The sequence below is a fragment of the Bacillus sp. Root920 genome (assembly GCF_001429445.1).
In the GTDB taxonomy this organism is placed as follows: Bacteria; Bacillota; Bacilli; order Bacillales; family Bacillaceae; genus Bacillus; species Bacillus safensis.
Map to the genome: position 1 here is coordinate 1 of NZ_LMJV01000004.1, position 22,948 is coordinate 22,948.

The 22,948-nt window shown below is 42.2% G+C and carries 27 protein-coding genes and 19 tRNA genes; 34 read left to right on the plus strand and 12 right to left on the minus strand.

Annotated elements, in window-relative coordinates:
- Window positions 1-52: 52 nt before the first annotated feature.
- The 19 genes from ASE42_RS10905 (at window position 53) to ASE42_RS10995 (ending at window position 1,812) form a co-directional block, all read left to right on the plus strand.
- Window positions 53-128: transfer RNA gene (locus tag ASE42_RS10905), tRNA-Val, on the plus strand.
- A 33-nt stretch (window positions 129-161) separates the two neighbouring features.
- Window positions 162-237, plus strand: a tRNA-Thr gene (locus ASE42_RS10910).
- 37 nt (window positions 238-274) lie between these two features.
- Window positions 275-350 (plus strand) — tRNA-Lys (locus ASE42_RS10915).
- 8 nt (window positions 351-358) lie between these two features.
- Window positions 359-441, plus strand: a tRNA-Leu gene (locus tag ASE42_RS10920).
- Window positions 442-471: 30 nt separating this feature from the next.
- Window positions 472-543: transfer RNA gene (locus ASE42_RS10925), tRNA-Gly, on the plus strand.
- A 12-nt stretch (window positions 544-555) separates the two neighbouring features.
- A tRNA-Leu gene (locus tag ASE42_RS10930) sits at window positions 556-641 on the plus strand.
- A gap of 10 nt (window positions 642-651) precedes the next feature.
- Window positions 652-728 (plus strand) — tRNA-Arg (locus tag ASE42_RS10935).
- Window positions 729-735: 7 nt separating this feature from the next.
- Window positions 736-812, plus strand: a tRNA-Pro gene (locus ASE42_RS10940).
- A gap of 8 nt (window positions 813-820) precedes the next feature.
- Window positions 821-893, plus strand: a tRNA-Ala gene (locus tag ASE42_RS10945).
- Between the two features lie 25 nt (window positions 894-918).
- Window positions 919-992 (plus strand) — tRNA-Met (locus tag ASE42_RS10950).
- Between the two features lie 4 nt (window positions 993-996).
- Window positions 997-1,073, plus strand: a tRNA-Ile gene (locus tag ASE42_RS10955).
- Window positions 1,074-1,080: 7 nt separating this feature from the next.
- A tRNA-Ser gene (locus ASE42_RS10960) sits at window positions 1,081-1,173 on the plus strand.
- 21 nt (window positions 1,174-1,194) lie between these two features.
- Window positions 1,195-1,271: transfer RNA gene (locus tag ASE42_RS10965), tRNA-Met, on the plus strand.
- Between the two features lie 13 nt (window positions 1,272-1,284).
- Window positions 1,285-1,357: transfer RNA gene (locus tag ASE42_RS10970), tRNA-Phe, on the plus strand.
- Between the two features lie 25 nt (window positions 1,358-1,382).
- A tRNA-His gene (locus ASE42_RS10975) sits at window positions 1,383-1,458 on the plus strand.
- An 11-nt stretch (window positions 1,459-1,469) separates the two neighbouring features.
- Window positions 1,470-1,543 (plus strand) — tRNA-Gly (locus tag ASE42_RS10980).
- A 17-nt stretch (window positions 1,544-1,560) separates the two neighbouring features.
- Window positions 1,561-1,637: transfer RNA gene (locus tag ASE42_RS10985), tRNA-Ile, on the plus strand.
- Window positions 1,638-1,643: 6 nt separating this feature from the next.
- A tRNA-Asn gene (locus ASE42_RS10990) sits at window positions 1,644-1,718 on the plus strand.
- Between the two features lie 3 nt (window positions 1,719-1,721).
- A tRNA-Ser gene (locus ASE42_RS10995) sits at window positions 1,722-1,812 on the plus strand.
- 122 nt (window positions 1,813-1,934) lie between these two features.
- On the opposite strand, the gene ASE42_RS11000 is transcribed toward ASE42_RS10995, so the two are convergent.
- From ASE42_RS11000 to ASE42_RS11010, 3 genes are all read right to left on the minus strand, one after another.
- Entirely contained in the window at window positions 1,935-2,411 is a 477-nt protein-coding gene (locus tag ASE42_RS11000) for a TspO/MBR family protein (RefSeq protein ID WP_024424942.1), read from the minus strand.
- Window positions 2,412-2,497: 86 nt separating this feature from the next.
- Window positions 2,498-3,232: a TraR/DksA C4-type zinc finger protein gene (locus ASE42_RS11005; RefSeq protein ID WP_056766975.1), complete on the minus strand. Its 735-nt coding sequence runs from the start codon at window positions 3,230-3,232 to the stop codon at window positions 2,498-2,500.
- 118 nt (window positions 3,233-3,350) lie between these two features.
- Window positions 3,351-4,289, minus strand: a complete 939-nt coding sequence (locus ASE42_RS11010; protein ID WP_025093657.1) for a 1,4-dihydroxy-2-naphthoate polyprenyltransferase — start codon at window positions 4,287-4,289, stop codon at window positions 3,351-3,353.
- Window positions 4,290-4,669: 380 nt separating this feature from the next.
- Between ASE42_RS11010 and ASE42_RS11015 the strand changes: the two genes are divergently transcribed.
- From ASE42_RS11015 to menC, 6 genes are all read left to right on the plus strand, one after another.
- Complete coding sequence (locus ASE42_RS11015; RefSeq protein WP_056766977.1) at window positions 4,670-6,088, plus strand: isochorismate synthase MenF; 1,419 nt, start codon at window positions 4,670-4,672, stop codon at window positions 6,086-6,088.
- Window positions 6,081-7,826 (plus strand): 2-succinyl-5-enolpyruvyl-6-hydroxy-3-cyclohexene-1-carboxylic-acid synthase, encoded by a 1,746-nt coding sequence (menD, locus tag ASE42_RS11020; RefSeq protein WP_056766979.1) that lies wholly within the window; start codon window positions 6,081-6,083, stop codon window positions 7,824-7,826. The genes ASE42_RS11015 and menD overlap by 8 nt, the downstream gene beginning before the upstream one ends.
- On the plus strand, window positions 7,808-8,635 hold the full coding sequence (menH, locus tag ASE42_RS11025; RefSeq protein ID WP_056766981.1) for a 2-succinyl-6-hydroxy-2,4-cyclohexadiene-1-carboxylate synthase: 828 nt from the start codon (window positions 7,808-7,810) through the stop codon (window positions 8,633-8,635). The genes menD and menH overlap by 19 nt, the downstream gene beginning before the upstream one ends.
- A 14-nt stretch (window positions 8,636-8,649) precedes the next feature.
- On the plus strand, window positions 8,650-9,468 hold the full coding sequence (gene menB, locus ASE42_RS11030) for a 1,4-dihydroxy-2-naphthoyl-CoA synthase (RefSeq protein ID WP_024424937.1): 819 nt from the start codon (window positions 8,650-8,652) through the stop codon (window positions 9,466-9,468).
- A gap of 71 nt (window positions 9,469-9,539) precedes the next feature.
- Window positions 9,540-11,000 (plus strand): o-succinylbenzoate--CoA ligase, encoded by a 1,461-nt coding sequence (locus ASE42_RS11035; RefSeq protein ID WP_056766983.1) that lies wholly within the window; start codon window positions 9,540-9,542, stop codon window positions 10,998-11,000.
- Entirely contained in the window at window positions 10,987-12,111 is a 1,125-nt protein-coding gene (menC, locus tag ASE42_RS11040) for an o-succinylbenzoate synthase (protein WP_056766985.1), read from the plus strand. Before ASE42_RS11035 ends, menC begins: the two co-directional genes overlap by 14 nt.
- A 106-nt stretch (window positions 12,112-12,217) precedes the next feature.
- Here menC and ASE42_RS11045 read toward each other — a convergent pair whose 3' ends face one another.
- The 4 genes from ASE42_RS11045 to ASE42_RS11055 form a co-directional block, all read right to left on the minus strand.
- Window positions 12,218-12,409 carry a hypothetical protein gene (locus tag ASE42_RS11045; RefSeq protein ID WP_024424934.1) on the minus strand — a complete coding sequence of 64 codons (192 nt, stop codon included), beginning with the start codon at window positions 12,407-12,409 and terminating at the stop codon, window positions 12,218-12,220.
- Between the two features lie 25 nt (window positions 12,410-12,434).
- Window positions 12,435-12,593 carry a DUF1540 domain-containing protein gene (locus ASE42_RS18640; protein WP_008360682.1) on the minus strand — a complete coding sequence of 53 codons (159 nt, stop codon included), beginning with the start codon at window positions 12,591-12,593 and terminating at the stop codon, window positions 12,435-12,437.
- A 68-nt stretch (window positions 12,594-12,661) separates the two neighbouring features.
- Window positions 12,662-13,708 carry a cytochrome d ubiquinol oxidase subunit II gene (locus tag ASE42_RS11050; protein ID WP_200956593.1) on the minus strand — a complete coding sequence of 349 codons (1,047 nt, stop codon included), beginning with the start codon at window positions 13,706-13,708 and terminating at the stop codon, window positions 12,662-12,664.
- Window positions 13,709-13,730: 22 nt separating this feature from the next.
- Window positions 13,731-15,062, minus strand: coding sequence for a cytochrome ubiquinol oxidase subunit I (locus tag ASE42_RS11055; RefSeq protein WP_024425783.1), 1,332 nt, complete (start codon window positions 15,060-15,062; stop codon window positions 13,731-13,733).
- A 176-nt stretch (window positions 15,063-15,238) separates the two neighbouring features.
- On the opposite strand from ASE42_RS11055, the gene ASE42_RS11060 reads away from it, so the two are divergent.
- Window positions 15,239-15,481 carry a type B 50S ribosomal protein L31 gene (locus ASE42_RS11060; RefSeq protein WP_024424931.1) on the plus strand — a complete coding sequence of 81 codons (243 nt, stop codon included), beginning with the start codon at window positions 15,239-15,241 and terminating at the stop codon, window positions 15,479-15,481.
- Window positions 15,482-15,558: 77 nt separating this feature from the next.
- On the opposite strand, the gene ASE42_RS11065 is transcribed toward ASE42_RS11060, so the two are convergent.
- Window positions 15,559-16,542, minus strand: a complete 984-nt coding sequence (locus tag ASE42_RS11065) for a metal ABC transporter solute-binding protein, Zn/Mn family (RefSeq protein ID WP_056766989.1) — start codon at window positions 16,540-16,542, stop codon at window positions 15,559-15,561.
- A 215-nt stretch (window positions 16,543-16,757) separates the two neighbouring features.
- Between ASE42_RS11065 and ASE42_RS11070 the strand changes: the two genes are divergently transcribed.
- Entirely contained in the window at window positions 16,758-17,324 is a 567-nt protein-coding gene (locus tag ASE42_RS11070; protein ID WP_024424929.1) for a beta-class carbonic anhydrase, read from the plus strand.
- 1 nt (window position 17,325) lies between these two features.
- Here the strand turns inward: ASE42_RS11070 and yidD are convergent, their stop codons facing one another.
- Window positions 17,326-17,550, minus strand: a complete 225-nt coding sequence (gene yidD, locus ASE42_RS11075) for a membrane protein insertion efficiency factor YidD (RefSeq protein ID WP_056766991.1) — start codon at window positions 17,548-17,550, stop codon at window positions 17,326-17,328.
- 126 nt (window positions 17,551-17,676) lie between these two features.
- On the opposite strand from yidD, the gene ASE42_RS11080 reads away from it, so the two are divergent.
- Complete coding sequence (locus ASE42_RS11080; protein WP_056766993.1) at window positions 17,677-18,153, plus strand: S-ribosylhomocysteine lyase; 477 nt, start codon at window positions 17,677-17,679, stop codon at window positions 18,151-18,153.
- Between the two features lie 115 nt (window positions 18,154-18,268).
- Entirely contained in the window at window positions 18,269-18,706 is a 438-nt protein-coding gene (locus ASE42_RS11085; protein WP_056766995.1) for a FixH family protein, read from the plus strand.
- An 8-nt stretch (window positions 18,707-18,714) separates the two neighbouring features.
- Here the strand turns inward: ASE42_RS11085 and ytzI are convergent, their stop codons facing one another.
- Complete coding sequence (gene ytzI, locus ASE42_RS11090; protein WP_003217544.1) at window positions 18,715-18,861, minus strand: YtzI protein; 147 nt, start codon at window positions 18,859-18,861, stop codon at window positions 18,715-18,717.
- Between the two features lie 131 nt (window positions 18,862-18,992).
- Here ytzI and ASE42_RS11095 point away from each other — a divergent pair, with 131 nt between their 5' ends.
- The 4 genes from ASE42_RS11095 (at window position 18,993) to ASE42_RS11110 (ending at window position 20,659) form a co-directional block, all read left to right on the plus strand.
- The gene (locus ASE42_RS11095) at window positions 18,993-19,430 is read left to right on the plus strand and encodes a Dps family protein (RefSeq protein ID WP_024424926.1); all 438 of its coding nucleotides are present in this window, start codon (window positions 18,993-18,995) and stop codon (window positions 19,428-19,430) included.
- A 127-nt stretch (window positions 19,431-19,557) separates the two neighbouring features.
- The gene (locus ASE42_RS11100; protein WP_024424925.1) at window positions 19,558-19,749 is read left to right on the plus strand and encodes a hypothetical protein; all 192 of its coding nucleotides are present in this window, start codon (window positions 19,558-19,560) and stop codon (window positions 19,747-19,749) included.
- A gap of 153 nt (window positions 19,750-19,902) precedes the next feature.
- On the plus strand, window positions 19,903-20,307 hold the full coding sequence (locus ASE42_RS11105; RefSeq protein ID WP_056766997.1) for a holin family protein: 405 nt from the start codon (window positions 19,903-19,905) through the stop codon (window positions 20,305-20,307).
- Between the two features lie 43 nt (window positions 20,308-20,350).
- Window positions 20,351-20,659, plus strand: a complete 309-nt coding sequence (locus tag ASE42_RS11110; protein ID WP_024425787.1) for a hypothetical protein — start codon at window positions 20,351-20,353, stop codon at window positions 20,657-20,659.
- Between the two features lie 28 nt (window positions 20,660-20,687).
- Here the strand turns inward: ASE42_RS11110 and ASE42_RS11115 are convergent, their stop codons facing one another.
- The gene (locus ASE42_RS11115) at window positions 20,688-21,473 is read right to left on the minus strand and encodes an AIM24 family protein (RefSeq protein WP_024424922.1); all 786 of its coding nucleotides are present in this window, start codon (window positions 21,471-21,473) and stop codon (window positions 20,688-20,690) included.
- 22 nt (window positions 21,474-21,495) lie between these two features.
- Window positions 21,496-22,107 carry a TerD family protein gene (locus ASE42_RS11120; RefSeq protein ID WP_056766999.1) on the minus strand — a complete coding sequence of 204 codons (612 nt, stop codon included), beginning with the start codon at window positions 22,105-22,107 and terminating at the stop codon, window positions 21,496-21,498.
- 248 nt (window positions 22,108-22,355) lie between these two features.
- On the opposite strand from ASE42_RS11120, the gene ytkD reads away from it, so the two are divergent.
- Window positions 22,356-22,832, plus strand: coding sequence for an RNA deprotection pyrophosphohydrolase (gene ytkD / locus ASE42_RS11125; RefSeq protein WP_025093666.1), 477 nt, complete (start codon window positions 22,356-22,358; stop codon window positions 22,830-22,832).
- Window positions 22,833-22,948: the final 116 nt, after the last annotated feature.

Here is a 22,948-nt window from a genome sequence, read left to right on the forward strand (position 1 = left end):
AAGCAGCGTCATGATTTGCTGATCTGAGAGACACTTCGAAACGACACAATATGGAGGATTAGCTCAGCTGGGAGAGCATCTGCCTTACAAGCAGAGGGTCGGCGGTTCGAGCCCGTCATCCTCCACCATATTTATTCTTACATAATGTTAGGATAGATAAAGCCGGTGTAGCTCAACTGGTAGAGCAACTGACTTGTAATCAGTAGGTTGGGGGTTCAAGTCCTCTTGCCGGCACCACTTTCATATGGTAAGATAGACAAGTCGCTTTTAAAGCGAGCCATTAGCTCAGTTGGTAGAGCATCTGACTTTTAATCAGAGGGTCGAAGGTTCGAGTCCTTCATGGCTCACCATGTTTCATGCGGGTGTGGCGGAATTGGCAGACGCGCTAGACTTAGGATCTAGTGTCTTTATGACGTGGGGGTTCAAGTCCCTTCACCCGCATTGCCAAATAAAATAAAGAAATCCTGTAATGCGGAAGTAGTTCAGTGGTAGAACACCACCTTGCCAAGGTGGGGGTCGCGGGTTCGAATCCCGTCTTCCGCTTATACCATCCACGCCGGGGTGGTGGAATTGGCAGACACACAGGACTTAAAATCCTGCGGTAGGTGACTACCGTGCCGGTTCAAGTCCGGCCCTCGGCATTATAAATAAGCGCCCGTAGCTCAATTGGATAGAGCGTTTGACTACGGATCAAAAGGTTAGGGGTTCGACTCCTCTCGGGCGCGCCATTAAGATCGGGAAGTAGCTCAGCTTGGTAGAGCACTTGGTTTGGGACCAAGGGGTCGCAGGTTCGAATCCTGTCTTCCCGACCATCTTTTATGGGGCCTTAGCTCAGCTGGGAGAGCGCCTGCCTTGCACGCAGGAGGTCAGCGGTTCGATCCCGCTAGGCTCCACTTTTTAAAAGATTATTTTGATCATGGCGGTGTAGCTCAGCTGGCTAGAGCGTACGGTTCATACCCGTGAGGTCGGGGGTTCGATCCCCTCCGCCGCTATAAAGGACCTTTAGCTCAGTTGGTTAGAGCAGACGGCTCATAACCGTCCGGTCGTAGGTTCGAGTCCTACAAGGTCCACCATCTATACGGAGGAATACCCAAGTCCGGCTGAAGGGATCGGTCTTGAAAACCGACAGGGGTGTCAAAGCCCGCGGGGGTTCGAATCCCTCTTCCTCCGCCATATTTTTTAAACCCATATCATCGCGGGGTGGAGCAGTTCGGTAGCTCGTCGGGCTCATAACCCGAAGGTCGCAGGTTCAAATCCTGCCCCCGCAACCAAAATGGTCCGGTAGGCTCGGTAGCTCAGTTGGTAGAGCAACGGACTGAAAATCCGTGTGTCGGCGGTTCGATTCCGTCCCGAGCCACTTTTATAAAAATATTCATAGTATGGCGGTTGTGGCGAAGTGGTTAACGCACCAGATTGTGGCTCTGGCACTCGTGGGTTCGATTCCCATCAATCGCCCCATACATATTTTTGCGGGTGTAGTTTAGTGGTAAAACCTCAGCCTTCCAAGCTGATGTCGTGGGTTCGATTCCCATCACCCGCTCCATTTGTATATCTGTTCATGGGCCTGTAGCTCAGCTGGTTAGAGCGCACGCCTGATAAGCGTGAGGTCGGTGGTTCGAGTCCACTCAGGCCCACCATGATCTTCCGCAGTAGCTCAGTGGTAGAGCTATCGGCTGTTAACCGATCGGTCGTAGGTTCGAATCCTACCTGCGGAGCCAAATGGAGAAGTACTCAAGTGGCTGAAGAGGCGCCCCTGCTAAGGGTGTAGGTCGCGTAAGCGGCGCGAGGGTTCAAATCCCTCCTTCTCCGCCATTCCCTTTCACGGCGGTAACACGGGTTCGAATCCCGTACGGGTCATTTTTAAAAGAGATCTTGTCAAAGATCTCTTTTTTATTTTCTCCAAAACGAAAGACCGCATCATGGCGGTCTTTTTTTTACATATTCATGGAATAGATCGTATAAGACAAGTATGTGGCAAAGAAGCCCCATAAGACATAAGGAATCAGTAAAATTGGAACGACTTTGCTTAGTTTACGTGAGACGATGACAAGTGCAAGTGCTGTCAGTGCGACGAGAAGGCAGTCGATTGTAGCTACAAACAAATCCTTTTGTGTAAATTGAAAAAAGCTAAAGGCTTGATTGAAAACATAATTTAAAAGGAAAAGAATCCAAAATGGTAAAGTGATTTTTTGGAATCCATATTTTCCATAAATGATCGCTGCGGACAATGAGATGAGTGCAAATAAGACAGCCCACACAGCACCAATCACACCGCCACCAGGCGTCCATTCTGGTTTATTCAATGCGTCATACCATTCTCTGTCGATGGGGAACAAGAATCCGGCAATAGAGAATAGTGCGTATGTAATAAAGAAGACAACAATCGCCCAAATGATACTTTTTCTAGCCATCAAGAATCTCCTCCAATCAAATTCACTCTTAAAATGATTTCCCAATAATTACATGATATAAACATAAAGCCCCCAATATGAGGGGACTAATGATTTTCTTCTGTATAAGGTTCTTCCTCGTACGGTTTCAAGTCACCAAATACCGTCATGACACCTTCTTCGTCTAGTGCTTCTTCATAGGCCTCGTGTGCTTTGTTCGGATACACCTTGCTTGCTTTTCCTTCAATATCAGCAGCTGCGAATCCTTCGTAGTCCTCCACATAATCTTCATCTTCTGATTGTGTATATACATCATCGTATGTTAGAGGAGGGAATTCCATATCAGATGGGGTCTCAGAGTTTCCGTAGCGTTCTACGTCTTGGTAGGCATCCTCTCCATCGTATGCAGCACTTTCTTCATTTTCAAATTGTCCCGCGGGCGGACTTAATAAATCCTCTTCAATCGGACGGTTTTGTGAAACGGTCTGTTCTTTTGAATGCTCTGTGCATGTGACGGCAGTAGGCAAGGCTTCTAAGCGTTCCTTTGGAATAGGGGCTTTACAGACCTTGCACAGACCATAAGAGCCGTCTGCAATGGCTTGGAGTGCTTCATTGATGTCTAACATATGTTCATGTTCCAAGCTGTTTAAAGCAATATCTTTCCCCCGCTCGAACAGCTCTGTCCCTTGATCACCCGGGTGGTTATCATAGGCAGACAATTCACCGATCGAATCGTAAGGAAAGGATACTTTCTGTTCATCGTCATGGCTTTTGGCTTCAAGTTCTTTCTTTTCATCAAGAAGGCGCTGCTTCAAATGATGTAATACGTCTTTAGACAACAAAGCGATCATCCTTTCATATCAAACATATTGTTAGTATGAGCAATTTTGTATGTAAGACTAGTTCCAATTTGAAGCAATTCCTTATTAAAAAAACGCCTGCGGCTGCAGGCGTTCTTTGTTACGCGATATAGTATTGTATGATTAAAGCGATCGTCAGCAGAAAACCAAAAAATGTATTGGTTTGAGCTGTAGATTTCATGGCATTCATTAATTCAATCGGTTTTTCTTTTTGCTTAAACTCTTTAATGGCTGTATAGGCTTTTGGCACACTCAGTAAAACAAGAAGACTCCAAAGACCGACGATATCTGTGAAGATATAAACAAAAATGAGTACATATGATACCAAAAACATGGAAAGTAAAATGTTCACTGCAGCTTTGCGTCCAGCAAGAATGGCAAGTGTTCTTCGTCCATTTTCCTTATCCCCGTCTAAATCACGGATATTGTTCGATAGTAAGATGGCACCAACTAGAATAGAAATTGGTAGTGAGATGAGAACCGCTTTAGACGTCAGTGTGCCTGTTTGGATATAGAAACTAATCAGGATGATTCCTAATCCCATAAAAGCACCTGAAACAAGTTCTCCAAACGGTGTATATGCAATTGGTACAGGGCCGCCAGTATAGAAATAGCCTGCTGCCATACAAATAAGTCCTATTAGTGCAATCCACCAGCTAGACATCATGCAAATATATACCCCAAGTAATAAAGAAAGCGCAAATAGTGCATAAGCGAGGCTGAGGACTGTCTTTGGCTTCACACCGTTTCTTACAATGGCTCCGCCGATGCCGACAGATTTCTCGTTGTCAAGCCCGCGAACATAATCAAAGTACTCATTAAACATGTTTGTTGCGATTTGGATAAACATAGATGCAAACAGCATGGCTAAAAATAGCCCAACATGTATTTGACCACTTGGAAGTGCTAAAACAGTTCCTAAAGTAACGGGAATAAATGCCGCTGTTAGTGTATGCGGTCGTAGTAAATTCCACCAAATTCGCCAGTTTTTATCAGGCTTTATTGGTGAAAGCTGATCTGATATCGATTGATGCTGCATAAAATATACTCCTTTAAATAAAAAAATACGTACACGTCCAAATTCCAGTTTAGCAAAGTTCAAAAAGGTGTCAATATATTGATGCGATGAATCGGGAAAAAGATGTTTGCTAATCGTTGCCATATCGAAGAAAAGCTTGATTTTAGAACAGGTCCTGCCCTTTTATCTTTGATGCTCTCGTTTCAATAAGCAGGAGCGAAAAAATCTTGAAAGCGTGATATAATAAGGATTCGAGGTTTTAAAAGCTGTTTTCTTTACTAAGTTCATCTGTTAAGGTTTATAATAGAAAAGCAGGTCATTCGACATATTCGAATGTTCATGTATTTTTTTGTTATGGTTTTATTTTTTATGTTATTTCATGGATTTTGGAGGAATGTATCATGGTGACAACAGTGCAAAGTACTTTCCGGCAGGAAGCGCTCGCGACATTAGAAGAAGCGAATAACGTCAACCATGCTGTTTTGATAAGCTACTCCAGAAGAGTTGACGATCTGGATCCTCTTGCCTTTTTCCAAAGCGGAGAAGCGGATTTTTTAGGCGAGCGGTTTTTTTGGTCTGATCCAGAAAGCCAAATGATATTTTCTGGACTTGGCAGAGTGGCCGTCATTAAATCATCTGAGCAAGGCAAGGAACGATTCGATATAGTCCATCAAGAATGGGAACAGCTAAAGCAGCACATGTTCCATTTTCATGATGTGAAGGAGTTAAAGCAAGCGGCTGTTGGTCCGCTTTTATTTGGAGGATTCTCGTTTGATCCGCAGGAAGAGAAGGCGCGTCATTGGGAAGCTTTTGGCGAGGCTCATTTTTTTGTGCCATCGATCATGCTGACTGTCTCAAAAGAAGGCAGTTTTCTTACGATCAATGAGTGGAAGCAGGTGGACGGGAATGTTCATCAGCTTATTCAAGAATTAGAACAAAAAGCCTCCCGTTTCGAGGCATTGCCAGTACGGACTGGTGGACAAGCTGAACTTGTTCATATGGAAGAGCTGGATGTGAACGAGTGGATGAAGGCGATCCAAGAAGCGACAGACCACATTCGTGCAAACGAATATGAAAAGGTTGTTTTAGCAAGAGAAGTCTTGCTTCACTATAAAAATCAAATTGAACTTGCTCCACTATTAGCAGAATTATTAAAGCACCAAACAACGAGTTATGTATTTGCGGTTGAACAGGGAAGACAAGCATTTGTCGGAGCCACGCCGGAACGCTTAGTGAAAAAAAGCGGTGGAGAGGTCTTTTCATCCTGTTTAGCAGGTTCCATTGTTCGCGGAAAAGATGAAGCGGAGGATCACGCATTAGGCGAGGAACTGCTGCATGATGAGAAGAATTTGATTGAACATCAAATTGTCGTCAATATGATTGAGCAAGCATTTAAAGCGAATTGCCTTCATGTGCATAAACCAAATCAACCAAGTCTTTATAAAACAAAAAACATTCAGCATTTGTTTACACCGATTGTAGGAGAAATCAAAAGCAGCTGTTCCCTCTTTTCATTAATTGAGCAGCTTCATCCGACGCCGGCATTAGGCGGATATCCTAAAGAAAAGGCGGTTGAAGTGATTCGTGAAATCGAACCGCTTAAGCGCGGCTGGTATGCAGCGCCGGTAGGCTGGATTGATTCTCAGGATAATGGAGAGTTTGCTGTAGCCATTCGGTCAGGTCTTATTGAGGAAGATCGTGTTCGTTTGTTCGCTGGCTGCGGAATTGTAGAGGATTCCCTTGCAAAGCAGGAGTATGAGGAAACACAAGTGAAGTTAAGACCAATGCTGTCTGCTCTTGGAGGTCATCCTATTGAATAATCACATCATGACAACATATATAGGCAGATTGATGGATGAATTCGTTCAAGGTGGTGTGAAAGAGGCAGTTGTCTGTCCTGGTTCTCGTTCAACTCCGCTTGCGATGCTGGCCCTTGCTCATCAAGACATCCATGTCCATGTTTTAGTGGACGAACGGTCTGCTGCTTTTTATGCGCTTGGTCTTGCAAAAGCAAGTCAATCACCAGTGCTGCTCATTTGTACATCAGGTACAGCAGCTGCTAATTTTTATCCTGCCATTGTAGAGGCGCATTATTCTCGTGTACCTCTTATTGTTTTAACTGCTGATCGGCCGCACGAATTGAGGGAAGTTGGGGCACCTCAAGCGATTGATCAGCAATTCTTATTCGGTAAGTTTGTTAAATGGTTCACAGACTTAGCATTGCCAGAGGAAAGTCAAACGATGCTGCGTTATGTTCAGACAGCAGCTGCGAGAGCAAATCACATGTCGATGCAGGAGCCAAAGGGGCCTGTTCAAATCAATGTACCTTTGAGAGAACCATTGCTTCCTGATCTGTCTATTGATCCTTTCGCGCGAGAAGAATCAGACACGAAAAAGGTATTAGCATCAGGTCAGGCTTTCCCAAATGATCGAGTGATGTCTGAAATCGTAACCGTCATGAACCAATCCAAAAAGGGACTGATTGTGGCTGGTGAACTTCATACACAGGAAGAAAAAGAGGCGGTTTTACGCCTTTCGAAAGCTCTGCATTTACCTATTTTAGCTGACCCGCTGTCTCTTTTACGCAACGGACATGAAAATGAAGATCTGATCATCGATGCGTATGATTCTTTATTAAAAGATGAAGCATTACAGCAGCACCTATTGCCGGATATGGTCATTCGCTTTGGACCGATGCCTGTATCTAAGCCCTTATTCAAGTGGCTGGAAAAACATGCGGAAGTAAAGCAGATTGTTGTTGATGCTGCCGGAGGCTTCCGTGATCCTGGGTTAAGTGCTTCATACGTCATTGAAAGTACTGTCTCTGCTTTTGTAGAAGCAGCATTAAATCAAGCAGTACAACGTAAAGAGACAAGTTTCTTAAACTGCTGGCAGAATGCTAATTCTTCATTCAGAACGCATGCAGCCCGCTATTCAGATGAGGATTTGTCCTTTGAAGGGAATGTGTACCGTCAGCTTCAGCACCTCTTGCCAAAGGAGAGTGTCCTTTTTATCGGTAATAGTATGCCGATTCGTGATGTAGATACATTTTTTGAGACTCAGTCCAAGCCTTTTCGAATGATGGCGAATCGCGGAGCAAATGGCATTGACGGCGTTGTGTCCACAGCACTTGGCACGTATGCAGCCTTGAAGCAGCCAGTCACTTTAGTCATTGGAGATTTATCATTTTACCATGATATGAACGGTCTGCTTGCAGCTAAGCTGATGGACATTCCGCTGACAGTTGTTTTGATAAACAATGATGGGGGAGGTATCTTTTCTTTCCTTCCGCAGGCGTCTGATAAACCTTATTATGAAAAGCTCTTCGGTACGCCCACAGGACTGAATTTTGAGTATGCATCGAAGTTATATGGGGGAACCTATTCGAAACCGGCAACGAAACAAGAGTTACATGATGTGTACATGGCGCATATCGATGAACCTGGGCTTCATTTAATTGAAATTGAAACAGATCGTCATTCCCGTGTAGACAAGCACCGTCAAATGATGGATGACATATTGGAAGAAGTGAAAAAAGAATGCCTTCGCTCATCATAAGAATGCGTGATGGGGTAGCGTACGAAGTGGTGGACCAGAACCCTTCGGCAGCAAATGCCACATTATGCTTACACGGCTTCACTGGAAGTGCAGCGTCTTGGACGTTCTTGAATGCTTATTTGGAGAATACAAGACTGATTCAGATCAGCTTGCTTGGACATGGGCGTACGGACTCGCCAGAAAGTGTGAGAAGATATGCCATGTCTCAGCAGCTGGCAGATCTTGTAGAGATTTTAAACCAATTAAAGCTTCACAAAGTGAATATTCTCGGATATTCTATGGGAGGACGTATTGCTTTATCATTTGCCGCTCGTTATCCAGATCGTGTCAATAAATTGATTCTTGAGAGTACATCTCCTGGGCTTCGCACTTTTAAAGAGCGGATGGCAAGACTAAAGCATGATCATCAGCTCGCTCAAAAAATTAGACATGAAGGCTTAGTGAAGTTTGTGGATTTTTGGGAAAGCATCCCTTTGTTTGCGTCGCAGAAAACTTTATCAGCGGAAAGGCAGACTGAGCTGAGAGAGGGAAGACTAAAAGCCAATCCTCTTGGACTGGCTCGCAGCTTAGAAGGAATTGGAACAGGTTCACAGCCGTCTGTTTGGAAGGCGTTAAAGCATATTCATTTGCCTGCTTTGTTCATTTGTGGAACGCTAGATGAAAAGTTCTGCCATATCGGCAAACGTATGCAGCAGGAGCTGAAAGGAAGTCAATTTATAGTGGCTGAGCATGCTGGGCATACAGTTCATGTGGAACAACCACATTTTTTTGGTAAAATAGTAAGTGAGTTTATTTTAGCGCAAGATTAGAGGAGGAAATATTGATGGCTATTGAATGGCAAACTGAGCGTCAGTATGACGAAATTTTATATGAAACGTACAATGGGATCGCAAAGATTACGATTAATCGTCCGCACGTACATAACGCGTTTACCCCGAAAACTGTTAGTGAATTAATTGATGCATTTTCACGGGCTCGTGATAATTCAGAAGTTGGTGTGATCGTACTTGCAGGTGCTGGCGGAAAAGCATTCTGTTCTGGTGGAGACCAAAAAGTTCGCGGCCATGGCGGTTATGTAGGAGACGATCAAATTCCACGTCTAAATGTATTAGACTTGCAGCGTTTGATCCGTGTCATTCCAAAACCAGTTATCGCAATGGTAGCAGGTTACGCGATTGGCGGAGGCCACGTTCTTCACGTTGTGTGTGACCTGACGATTGCAGCAGATAATGCGATTTTTGGACAAACAGGTCCAAAAGTAGGCAGCTTTGATGCTGGTTATGGTTCAGGCTACCTTGCACGTATTGTTGGTCATAAGAAAGCAAGAGAAATCTGGTACTTATGCCGTCAATACAATGCACAAGAAGCGCTTGATATGGGACTTGTTAACACAGTTGTGCCATTAGATCAGCTTGAAGAAGAAACGGTGAAGTGGTGTGAAGAGATGCTAGAAAAGAGCCCGACTGCTTTACGATTCTTGAAGGCTGCATTTAACGCAGATACGGATGGATTAGCTGGAATTCAGCAATTTGCAGGAGATGCGACACTTCTTTATTACACAACAGATGAAGCAAAAGAAGGACGCGATTCCTTTAAGGAAAAACGCAAGCCGGACTTCGGCCAGTTCCCGCGTTTCCCTTGATTCAATGATATCAATGAACAACAGCTTAGTGCATCAGACTAAGCTGTTTTCTTTTACAAAAAGGAGGTGTCATGATGAAGCAACCTAATTGGCTGCTGCACCGTGCCTATTTAACGCCAGATCGAGTCGCACTCATTTATCATGAGAAAGAGTGGACATTTCACGAATTAGCTCAAGAAGCGGAAGAGCTTTCAAATAGACTTGCTCAGGCATCATTGAAAAAAGGGGAAACGGTTGCGCTTTTGATGAACAATCATCCTCATATGGTGATGCTTGTACATGCCTGTTTTTTATTAGGGTTAAAAATTGTGCTATTGAATAATAAGCTGACAAAAGCTGAAAGGCGCTATCAGCTAAAGGATGCAAAAGCCGCGGCGTTATTAACAGAATCTAGTTATGCAAGCGATCATGAGGGTGATTTACCCGTTTATACAATGGAAACTTTACCTGAACCAGGGCAAGGCCATGTCAACAAGATCGAGAGTGAATTTGATTTGAATGAAACAGCGACCATCATGTATACATCTGGTACAACAGGACGTCCAAAAGGGGTAGAGCAAACGTTTGGCAATCATTTTCATAGTGCTGTTTCCTCTGCATTGAATCTGGGTCTCAGAGAGGATGACCGCTGGCTCATTGCCCTGCCTCTTTTTCATATTAGCGGCTTATCTGCTTTATTTAAGTCTGTGATATATGGAATGACAGTCGTGCTTCATCAGAAGTTTGACGTCGATGAAGTAAAGGATTCTATTGAACGGCATCGTGTAACGATGATTTCTGTTGTGCAGACGATGTTATCTCGTTTGTTAAGCAGATTGGCAGAATGTCCGTCTTCTTTGCGCTGTCTTTTATTAGGCGGAGGACCTGCGCCTTATGCGATGCTTCAAGAAAGCAAAGAGAAGGGCTTTCCTGTCTTTCAATCGTACGGGATGACGGAAACCTGTTCACAAATTGTGACCCTTGCGCCCGAATTTAGTGTAGAGAAGCTTGGGTCAGCGGGAAAACCTCTTTTTGGGTGTGAGCTGAAAATTCAAGATGGTGATCGCATTTGCCGTCCTTTTGAGCATGGCGAAATTATGGTGAAAGGTGCAAATGTGATGAAAGGATACCTTTACCGTGAAGAAGCGACCGCGGCTGCCTTTGATGAGGGCTGGCTGAAAACGGGTGATATTGGCTATGTGGATGAGGAAGGGTTCTTATTTGTGCTTGACCGCCGTTCAGATTTAATTATTTCTGGCGGAGAAAATATTTATCCTGCGGAAATTGAAGCGGTTCTGCTAACACATCCGCATGTCAAGGAAGCCGGAGTAACGGGTATGTATGATGATAGATGGGGAGAGGTACCTGCTGCTTTCCTTGTAACAGATGATAAAATACCGGAGAATGAGCTCTATGCTTTATGTGAGTCGCATTTAGCCAAATATAAATGGCCCGCCGCTTTTCACTTTGTGGACGAGCTGCCAAGAAATGCGTCGAATAAATTGCAAAGGCACAGACTCAGATCAAAGGGGTTTTCAAATGATTCAAATTGAACGAGTAATTTTATATCATGTCACGATGAAGCTTAAACAGCCATTTACAACAAGTCTTGGAACCATTTCAGAGCGTGAGTTTATTATTGTTGAAGTCAAAGATCAGACAGGATTGACTGGATGGGGAGAAGTCTCTGCTTTTTCTTCTCCGTGGTATACAGAAGAAACAATTGAGACTTGCTATCATATGCTGAGGGCTTTCTTTATCCCGAACGTGCTGACGCGCACCTTTACACATCCTTCAGAAATCCCTGACAGTCTGTATCAATTTAAAGGCAATAGGATGGCGAAAGCAGGCATTGAAGCGGCTGTTTGGGATATTTATGCGAAGCGTGAGAATAAGTCTTTACGCGATGTATTAGGCGGTACAAAAGATAAAATACCATCTGGTGTTGTGGCGGGGTTAGGCCCTATTGACGATATGCTTGAGCAAATTCAGCAATTTGTTGACCAAGGCTATCAGCGGGTGAAGGTGAAAATTAAACCAGGTCAAGATATTGGACTTCTTCAAAAGATCAGAGAGTCTTTTCCTGATCTGCCATTAATGGCAGATGCAAACTCTGCTTATGAATTAAAAGATATTAGCAAGCTTAAGCAGCTGGACGATATTCGTTTATTAATGATTGAACAGCCTTTAGCAGCAGATGATATTGTGGACCACCGCCATTTGCAAAAGCATTTAAAAACGCCGATTTGTTTAGATGAAAGTATTTGTTCTTTAGATGATGCTAGAAAAGCTGTAGAGCTTGGCAGCTGTCAAATTATTAATGTGAAGCCTTCACGAGTTGGCGGATTGACAGAGGCTCTTAAAATTCATACGTTCAGTAAGGAGCATCAAATTCCGTTATGGTGCGGAGGGATGATTGAAACAGGTATTTCCCGAGCGCAGAACGTAGCACTTGCTTCGCTTCCTCAATTTACGATTCCCGGTGATATTTCAGCTTCGTCAAAATTTTGGGAGCAGGATATCATTTTTCCTGAAATTAAGGTTGAAAATGGGTTTATTGAGGTGCCTCGCTCCCCAGGAATGGGCGTGGAGGTTGATTACCAAGCGCTCCGTTCATTTTCAGATAAAATCGACGTGTTTACAAAACATGATTTTGTGAGATAAAAACGAAGGAATCACCTTTTGCATCCCAAATAGAATCTAGGTATAGTGAGAGAAAGTTTTTCCTTCCTGTCTGAACAAAAAAGAAAGAGCGGTGATCCGCTCTTTCTTACTCTTCAACCAGCTCGCTGTCATAAGCAAGCTGTCCGATATACTGATGAATTTCACTTGGCATGTTTGATGCATGTCCATATTCATAATCCCAAAGATTTAAAAAGGAGTGAGCGGCTTGGTGGAATGCGGCTTCATCCGCGTCATGAATTTCGTCAAAAAACGTTTGAAGCAGCCGATCGTGTTTCAAATTGAAGCGCCTCCTTTAATGAGACTTAAAGGTCTTGTGGTTTAAACGTTTTACAATCCGTTTCTTCACTTTTCTCAGCCGTATTTCCTGTGTGGCTGACGACATAGATTGCATCTGCACCACAGCGGTTTCCAGCATTCCAATAGGAACAGTTATTGACTTCACAAAGGATTTTTTGACTCATACAGATGACCTCCTTTTGAGTATGTCTTTCATCTATAATGTAACCGAAATGGGGCTCGTCCATTCATGTTAATCTTCCTGACGAATATAGCGCTTATCCTTCATAAATAATTTCCAGAAGAAATAAAATCCGGGAAACAAGATGATAAACCCTACAATATAGGTGATAAATAATGCCCTAAATGTGACAGGGTCTGTAAATCCAGACATGATTGTAATATCTGGATAAGCCATGTAAGGCAAATGGGCACGCCCATACACATAGCTTGCTAAGAAATATTGAATGATAATCGCAATGACGGCAAGGCGTGGTCTCCCTTTCCGATGCTTAAACCGGCTGTTTGGTAAAAATAGAGCCAGTCCTGCGAGCAGAAACATTAAGAGAGATACAAGAAGAATAGGAATGTTCTGCATCATTTTTGTGAACAGCCAATTGGCCTCGCTTCGTAATGTCAGCATGATAAAAAAGGCCATCATGAGTGAAAGTGGACCTGTAATGAGCGCCCCTCTTCTATAAATGCTGTAAGCTTCATCTTCATTAGCTACATTAGAGAAATCAGCTAAAAGCAAGGACGAAAGAAAAAGGGTGCTGAAGATGGCAAAGCCGACAAAAGAATAAACATTTGCACTTGTAAAGACCAGTCCTAGATCTAATGAGTAGACGTTGTTCTCCTGAAAGATAAATCCACCATGGGTAATTGGGAGAACCATGATCAGGATGGACGGAATGATAAAGCCGCTGATCCCTGAAATATACGTCACTGCTTTTCGGTATTTCTTAGGCAGTGAATGAGAAAACACGAGAAACCCGCTTCGCAGTGCAAGAAGCAATAAAATAATGCTGCCGGGTATTAATAAAACGGTACCAAGTACAAAGGTCGCACCTGGAAACAGGCTGAACAATGCGACAACGATGGCGACAATAAAGACGTTTGTCACTTCCCATGTCGGAGAAAGGTACTTATTTGCGATATTAGCGGCCTTTGTTTGCTCTCTATTCATATAAATCATCGACCAAAATCCTGCGCCGAAATCCATTGATGCCATCACTGCATAGATAAAAACGAATCCCCATAAGATGGTGATTGCAATGAGTGCATCAGTTGTAACATCCATTTGCATCAAGATCGCTCCCTTTTTAAGATTCTGTTAACCGTAGGTCTTCTTCAATCGAATGTTTTCTAAAGTAGTACGTCAGCACAATAACGGTTGCTATGCCTAAGATGAGATAGACAATGGCAAAAAGGATAAAAAGTGTCCCGATCGAGCCTGATGATGTGACAACCTCTGAGGTTTTGAGCATTCGATAAATGACCCATGGCTGGCGGCCTGTACAAGCAAAGATCCAGCCAAATTCAATAGCCAAAAGACTAAGAGGCCCGCCGAATAAGTAAAGAAAAAGAAGCCACTTCGGAAATTTGTCCCGTTTTAAAATTTTACGGTAAAGCAGCGCTAATACCGCAAATAGAATGAGCACCGATCCAATAATGACCATGCCGTTAAATAATGTGTGTATAAATAAAGGCGGCCACTCGTCACGAGGAAAATCATTTAAGCCTTTGACCACTGTATCGAAGCTATTTCCTGCCAGAAAACTGAGCGCCCAAGGAATTTCGATCGCACCTTTAATTTCCTGCGAATCAGCATCCGTAAAACCACCTATTGCAAGAGGCGCATGTGATTGCGTTTCAAATAAACCTTCAGCTCCAGCCAGCTTTTCAGGCTGATATTCATACAGAAGCTGAGCGGATTCGTGGCCATTTAAGGCTGTTAGAAAAGAGAAAAGTCCTCCTACAATGAGTCCAAGAAAAAGGGCTTTTCGATGAAATGTATAGAGCTTCTCATTTTTTCTCGTTTTGAGCATTTTAAAAGCTGCAACTGAAGCAATCACAAAAGCACCTGTTGTAAAAGCAGACAGCACAACATGTGTAGCAGTTACAGCAAAGCTTGGATTGAAAAAGGCCTTCCAAGGCTCGATATTTGTGATTTCTCCATTCACCATCTGAAAGCCGGCAGGTGTCCCTTCAAAAGCATGTACGTTTGTAATTAGAATCGCTGATGCAGCTGCACCAATGACGATAAAAATAACCGTAATGATGCGCATTGCATTTGATAGGCGATCCGCTGCGTACACATAAATAGACATAAATAATGCTTCTATAAAGAACGCATAGATTTCAATCTGGAATGGCAGTGACATGACCTTTCCGATGACCTCCATAAAACCTGGCCATAAAAGGGCAAGCTGCGTACCAGCAATAGTACCTGTTGGAATGGCGACCCCTAACAGAACAGCTTGTGCTTTTGTCCACCGCTTGGCCATGATGGCATAATGCGGGTCCTTCGTTTTTTGAAAGATGAGTTCAGCTAACAAAATCATTAGCGGGATGCCAACGCCAAGCGAGGCATAAATAATATGAAAGCCCATGGTTGTGCCGAACAGGCTTCTAGCTAAAACGAGATCAGTCAATTTTTTCTCCGCCTTTCTTATCGCTTCTCTTTTTCATGATGCTTATTATTCTCCACCATTTTTAGATTATTCTTCCTGACTAAGAAAGCTTGTTTTTTGACAAGTTGTAAAAGAGGGAGTAGAATATAAATATAAAACGTAACCATTACGTTTTATTAACGAAAGGAGTTTTGACATTGAAAAGAGATATTCATCCAACCTCACATGAAGTTGTATTTATGGACGTAAACAGCGGTTACCGCTTCTTGAGTAGATCAACAAAGACATCAAATGAGACAGTAGAGTGGGAAGATGGGAAAACGTATCCTGTCATTAAAGTAGAAACAAGCTCTGATACGCATCCTTTTTATACAGGACGTCAAAAATTCGGAGAAAAAGGCGGAAGAGCTGAGCAGTTTAAGAAAAAATATCAAATGTAATCAAAAAAGCACGCCTGATAACGGTGTGCTTTTTTTTACAGCAAAAAACCCCGGGTGATCAACCGGGGTTCAAAGCATTAATCATTTAATGCAGTTTTTAAGGTCTTTAAGTTTTGTTTCATTAAGCTGACGTAGCTTTCGCCATTTTTGACATCATCCTCAGTAATGGATTCTAGATTTTTAAGGGTCAAGCTTTTTGCCCCAATTTCACTGCGGATTGTATCTGATACTTTGCTGCTGACGTTGTTTTCAAAAATAACGTATTGAATGTGATGCTTTTCCGCTTTTTGTACAATGTTTTCGAGCTGTTTTTGTGATGGCTCCTCAGAAGCGGATAACCCTAAAACACTGATTTGTTCAATGCCATAGCGCTTTTCCCAATAACCATAAGCTGCGTGAGAAACAAGAATTTCTTTATGTTTCGCTTTAGATAACGTTGTTTTAAATTCTTGATCTAACGATTGCAAATCTTTTTTTAGATGTTCATAGTTTTTTGTGTATTCGTCTTTATGATCTGGATCTAAAGAGACGAGTGTGTCTTTAATGTTTTTCGCCATTTGCTGTGCATAAACCGGGTCTAACCATGCATGAGGGTCTTTATCTCCGTGATCGTGCCCGTCATGATCATGGTCTTCACCTTCATGGTCATGATCTTCGCCTTCTTCATGTGCATGTTCTTCATTTGTCGATAACAATTTGATGCCTTCGGCTGCTTTGACTGTTTTCACACCTTGGTCTTTTAAAGTGGCAGCTGTTTTGGCTGCGAATGCTTCAGCCCCTGTGCCGCTGTAGATAAAGGCATTACCTTCAGCCATTTCAACCATTGTTTTTGAACTTGGTTCAAAGGTGTGTGCATCTGCATTTGCAGGATACACGCTTTGAGCATGAACGTGAGAGCCGCCAATTTTTTCAGTGAAATCTTGGATTGGGAAGATCGTGGTGTAAACAATTAGTTTCCCGTCTGCTTTTCCTTTTGAAGCATTAGTGCCCGCACTGCTTGAGCAAGCGGCAAGACCGATCGCGAATAAAGCAGCTGTTAAAATAAAAAAGATTTTTTTCATGTAGAAAATGTCTCCTCTCAATCTAATAGATAGAAATGATTACGATTTAATGTCCTGAGTTATTGTATCGTAATAATTACGATTTGAAAAGAGGAAAATAAAAAATTTTCATCAGCAGATGTTTCCTCTAAAAAAAATAAGCTGCAAAGCGTGACGAAATTTCTTACATTGTGCTATATTTATTTTTAAAAAAAGATAAAGGAATGGACAAACGTATGAAACTTTTAGATGAAATCATCGAATATAATCAACAATTTATTGAAGAAAAGAAATACGAAGAATTTACAACAACAAAGTTTCCACAGAAAAAAGCTGTCATTCTATCGTGTATGGATACAAGACTTGTTGAACTGCTTCCGCGTGCCATGAACATGAAAAATGGTGATATTAAGATTGTCAAAAGTGCTGGGGCGCTTGTTTCTCATCCATTTGGAAGTATTATGCGAAGCATTTTAGTTGCTGTTTACGAATTAAATGCTGACGAGGTATATGTCATTGGGCACCATGATTGCGGGATGAGCAAAATAGACAGCCAGACACTTTTAAATAAAGCGGTTGAGCGTGGTATTCCAGAAAAACGTATTGAAGTACTGGAATACTCAGGAATTGATTTTAAACAGTGGCTCAAAAGCTTTAGTTCAGTTGAAGAGAGCGTGAAGGACAGTGTGTCTGTAGTAAAAAATCACCCGCTTCTTCCATCAGATGTACCTGTACACGGGCTTGTCATTGACCCTGGAACAGGGAAGCTTGACTTAGTTGTCAACGGATATGAAGAAAAGTAAGTTACTTTTCCTTTTTAGGCGGGACAGGATCGATGCCGCCAGGGTGAAGCGGATGACATTTCAAAATCCGTTTTATGGTGAGCCAGCCGCCCTTGATCGCTCCATGCGTTTTGATTGCCTCTAGTCCATAGTTTGAGCATGTTGGATAAAACCGGCAGCTTGGCGGTATCAGAGGGGAAATACATTTTTGATAAAAGCGTATTATGCCGATAAAAATTTGTTTCATAGAGGTTCCTCCTTGTCTGTCTTCCACAGTATAAGAAAAAAGAGCAAGGAAGGAAAGTTTTATAAACTAAACTGGTCGGAGAAATATGTTATAATATAGGAAATTGCAATTATAGGAGTGGTGATTATGCCTTCAGTCGAAAGCTTTGAACTTGATCATAATGCTGTAAAAGCGCCATATGTTCGTCATTGCGGCGTTCATAAAGTGGGATCAGATGGGGAAGTAAATAAATTCGATATTCGTTTTTGTCAGCCCAACAAGCAGGCGATGAAACCTGATACGATTCATACATTAGAGCATTTGCTTGCGTTTAATATTAGAACACACTCAGAGAAATATGATCATTTTGATATCATCGATATTTCTCCAATGGGCTGCCAGACAGGCTACTATTTAGTTGTCAGTGGTGCACCAACTCCAAAAGAGATCGTTGAACTTCTTGATGCAACATTCAAGGATGCGGTTGAAGTAACAGAAATTCCTGCTGCAAACGAAGAGCAATGCGGCCAAGCGAAGCTTCATGATCTTGAAGGGGCAAAACGTTTAATGCGTTTCTGGCTTTCTCAGGATCAAGAAGAGCTTTTAAAAGTATTTGGTGAATAGAATGATGAACCGGACATTTAGATGTCCGGTTTTTTATTTGAATTCAAACAGAGATGTCAAAATAGGGGATATTTGTTAAAATGGACATGTCAGTAAAAGAAGGGGGAAACGCAGGATGCGAAAAATGTTGGGAATGATTCTGATACTCATGTTATTGAGTGCATGTGGAAACTCTGCAGCAAATAGCGGCAAAGGGGAAGTGCCTGAGCTATTAGAAGTAAAGCTCACAGGACCTGAGCAAGTGGAGAAAAATGAAAGCGTTATAGTAAAAGCAGCTGTCACATACGGTGATACGCCTGTTGATGATGCAGATGATGTTCAATTTGAAGTGTGGAAAGATGGCGACAAGGATAACAGCAAGATGATTCAGCCAAAGAAAGAAAACAAGGGTGTATACGAATTGCACACCGCCTTCAAAAAAGATGGCCTTTATATCATACAAGTCCATGTGACAGCTAAACAGCAGCATAATATGCCGAAAACGAACATCCACGTAGGTGAGGTGAAAAAAGAGAGTTCAACTACTGCAGAAGAAGAAACCTCACATCATTAAAAGCGGATTTATTTTGGATTAGGACGTTGATTTGGTTCTGCATCCTGTGGTGAATCGACTTTATGCTTATATTCATAAGCCTTCGATGTCGTCCACAATGATAAAAAGACAACGATTGAGATAATGATAAAGCTGATAATCCCAAGTAACAGCATCTAACTCCCTCCTTATTTCCATATTAACATATATTTCATGCAGTCAAAATAGAAGAAATTGACGGCAGGTTTCAGTATAATAAGAAAAGGGTATTCTCATACTAAACGCAATTACATAAGGAGGAATAAATATGTCTGAACAATTATTAAACGTCGTTAATAAACAAGTAGCTGATTGGACTGTGCTTTACGTGAAATTACATAACTATCATTGGTATGTAAAGGGAAAAGATTTCTTTACACTCCATGAGAAATTTGAGGAACTATATACAGAAACAGCTACATATATTGATGATTTGGCTGAGCGTATGCTTGCTTTAAATGGACAGCCTGTTGCGACAATGAAAGAGTGCTTAGAAATTTCCAGCATTCAAGAAGCAGAAGGCAAAGAATCAGCGGAGCAAATGGTGAAAAATCTATATGATGATTTCTCCAATATCGCTGAGGAATTAAAGCAAGGAATGGAGCTGGCTGCAGAGGTTGGCGATGAAACTACAGGTGATATGCTGCTTGCGATTCATCAATCCATTGAAAAACACAACTGGATGCTTAAAGCATATTTAGGATAATACACGTATGTGAAAAGAATGTCGGTCATCAATAGACCGACATTCTTTTTTTATTGGAATCGGGACAGACAGCCCATTGAAATCATAGGGCTTTCAGCCGAAGAGAAAAGAGAAGGGAGGGAAGAAGATGTCTTCTATTGCAGGAATGATGAGTCAGCAAGTAGCGAGCATTCAAAAGACACTCAATATTAGTTTGTTGAATTCGCAGCTTGCTACGAATACAGCACAAGCTATGGTTATGCTGGATCAAGTGCAGCAGCAGCCTCAAGCTGTTCAGCCAAAGGATTCAGATGCTTCATTTATTGATGTCAGAGTCTAAAAAGAGAAGCCGCCCCATGGGCGGCTTTTTTGGTCTCATTCGTCTCCCTGAATACATAACAGCGCCTTTATTTTTTGTCGTCCAAGCTATTGCGAGAATTCGGCATATACTATTGAGGTAAGGAGTTCCACTTTGAAAGGATGTTGATGCCAAGTGAGCAAGGATTTAGGCATCTTTTCGTTGGTTACAGTGAGTTTGTCGGCGATGGGCTTTCTGTTTGGTGGAGCAGGATATTTACTGATGATTTTAGTGACGTTGATGGCTATTGAATTAATTTGTTCAAGCCTAAGAGAATCTTTGACTGGGCAGCTCACAATGAAGCGGTTTTTAACGCGGCTTGTTCGAAAGGTCGTGACAGTCTCCCTAATATCTATGGCACATTTCTTCGATGTCATGCTGAAGACAAATGGGGCGATTAAGGATTTAGCGATCATCTTTTATATTATTTATGAATCTTACCAAATCGTCTCGACAGCCAGAGCCCTTGGAGTTCCCATTCCACAGTTGTTTATTGATGTATTGGACATGTTAAAAAATAAATTGCGCAAAAAGCCGTAATTTCCTCATATCTGGTCATACTAAAGGAAAAAGGATGATTCGGATGGCGAGACACACATACTATGTATCCGTACAAGATGGATCGATATCGCAGCATAGAGATGCAGCGGCTTGGCAATTTCAAATAGAAGCAGATGATGATCAAATTTTGCAGCTGAGAGACTACTTCGATGAACAGTATATGACAGATTGGAAAGGATTCTTTCGGGCGCATGTTCCGTTTCTTGAATATCATTATGATAGTCCAAATGATGAAATGGATAGAAAAAGAAAAGAGATTTACACAATGATTTATGAGCTCGGCAATGAAGAAACAAGGAGCTTTATTGAGACAAATGGTTTGATGAATTGAAAAAGCATGTAGAGAATCTCTACATGCTTTATTTTCGCGGTTGTAAAATGCCTCCGATCAAATCACTGATCCCGCCGCCTCTATTTTCTTGCTGTGAATTGGTGAATTCATGAGAGGAGCTCTGGCTCTGAGGTTTGTAGCGATTATCATCTAACCCCACCCGTAAGCCAGATGTACGCTCAGATGGCTGGATAATGACGATTTGATCTTGTTCTTGGAACTCAAATAAGTAGGATTCGCCAGATGTTTGTCCAATGAAAGTTTTCCAGTTCACATCTAGTTTGACCTTCGGTGCTTTGCCTGTCCAAGCAACAATTGCGTCAGGGTCTACACGGCAGGGGGCTTTTAAAATGAGCGGATTTCCATTCGTTTTAATGGCGACTTGCGCTCCGTGCCCTTGATAAGAGAGTTTTGATGTAAACAGTCCTTTCTGTGATAAAATACCAACGCCTACTGGTGTGACGCCGTAATGGCATTCCTCAGTAAAGGCAAGTAAATCTTCACTTTCTACACTTACATGCTGCCAAGGACCGCTTGGCTCAAGATTAATCACTGTTACATGCTCGCTTGCATCCGCCAAGTAGCAAGTACCTTGTCCACTCACTTCCATCATCTCAAGGTTTTCACCTGTGAATTTCCTGCTGATATGGTTAAATACTTGGCTGACCATATTTCCTTTATTCGTTCCAAGTAATCGCTTGCGGTATTGGAAACTTCCTTGATCAGCAATCATGGCGCCTTTTTTGGCAAAAAAGATTCCGCTGCCTTCTGCTTGTAAGGTAAGCTCTTCTATCGTGTTGAAATGAAATCCCATAGGTGCCGGCTCCTTTCCTGCGTCAAGATGTAAATCCGTAGATGCGGCATAAATCATTTAAATCTAGAGTAGTCCCTTGCCCGGTCGCCGTGATTTTCCATTCCTCCTGATCTCTCGTGAGTTCAGCGCATATAATGGATGTACAATACGAATAATCCTCTGTTAACTGAAAGGTACAAATCTCTTGCTGCGAGATTTGATCCGTAAGTCGCACGTAGGCATTGGTGACTTGTCCAAAATGATGCTGGCGTTCGTGTGCATCATGTATCGTGGCTGTGACGACAATTTTATGAATATCAGGTGAGACTCTGCTTAATTGCATAATAATCATTTCATTGTCTCGATACCCTCCGCCAAATTGATGATCACCAAGATGACGAACAGCTCCATCTAAGCTTTGCTGCTGGTGATAATAGATCAGATGCTTAGGAGACAACAGCTTGTCCTCTTCATTTAAAAGAAAGACTTGCGTATCTAAATCAATTGGCTGACCAGCGAGGTCCCAGCCAAGCCCGATATGAATTTGGTCGACCGCTGGATTGTCTTTTGTTAAATCTAACTTTTGCCCTTTCACGAGGTGTTTCTTGATCACCTCATGGGGTGCGTCTTGTTTTGACCCATTTTTTATACTCATGCTGATTTCCTCCTCGTTGTCATAGGACAAACACTGATTCATTTACGTCAAATAGGGATAAAAGGTTTCATGATTAAATTTGGATGAAGTTGGAGATGATAAAAAGGTTTTAGCAACAATACCTCATTTTAGATACAGACGAGTTGGAACCACTCGTTTGTTTCATTTTTGATAAAAATTCTTCAGATAAATGTGATCTGTGGTATGATGTTTTACAAGAAGCAAGGACAGGATATGAGGGATTTCACATGCATGTATTTAAAGACTATTATCATAATACGGTCAAGCTCTCTTTTGAGGAGAAGCCTTTTTCAAGTCATCCTAAGCATGTTTGGGCCATCTGCCGCTACCAAGGGAAATGGCTGCTCACTGAACATGAGGATCGGGGCTATGAGTTTCCAGGAGGGAAAGTTGAGCCGGATGAAGAAGCAGACCAAGCCGCTATACGGGAGATTCAAGAAGAGACGGGTGCTGTTGTTCGTGAATTAACGTATATTGGTCAATATCAGGTGCTGGGCAGAGAAAAGGTCATTGTCAAAAATATTTATTTCGCTGATATTGAAAAGCTAGTGAAGCAAGACACGTATTTTGAAACGAAAGGACCCGTTCTTTTCGCAGACTTGCCAAGATCCATCGCCAAAAATAAGAATTTCAGTTTTATTATGAAAGATGATGTGTTAAGACAAAGTCTTGCTTATTTAGAAAAGAACGGTTTGATTCGTTAAAAAAAGCGCAGGGGCGAGGGACTGACCCCCGTTTTTGAGACAGGGATCAAAACACCTTTATACAGCCAATTGCCGATAGTTGATCGGTGATTGGTTGTTTAGTTTCGTTTGAATAC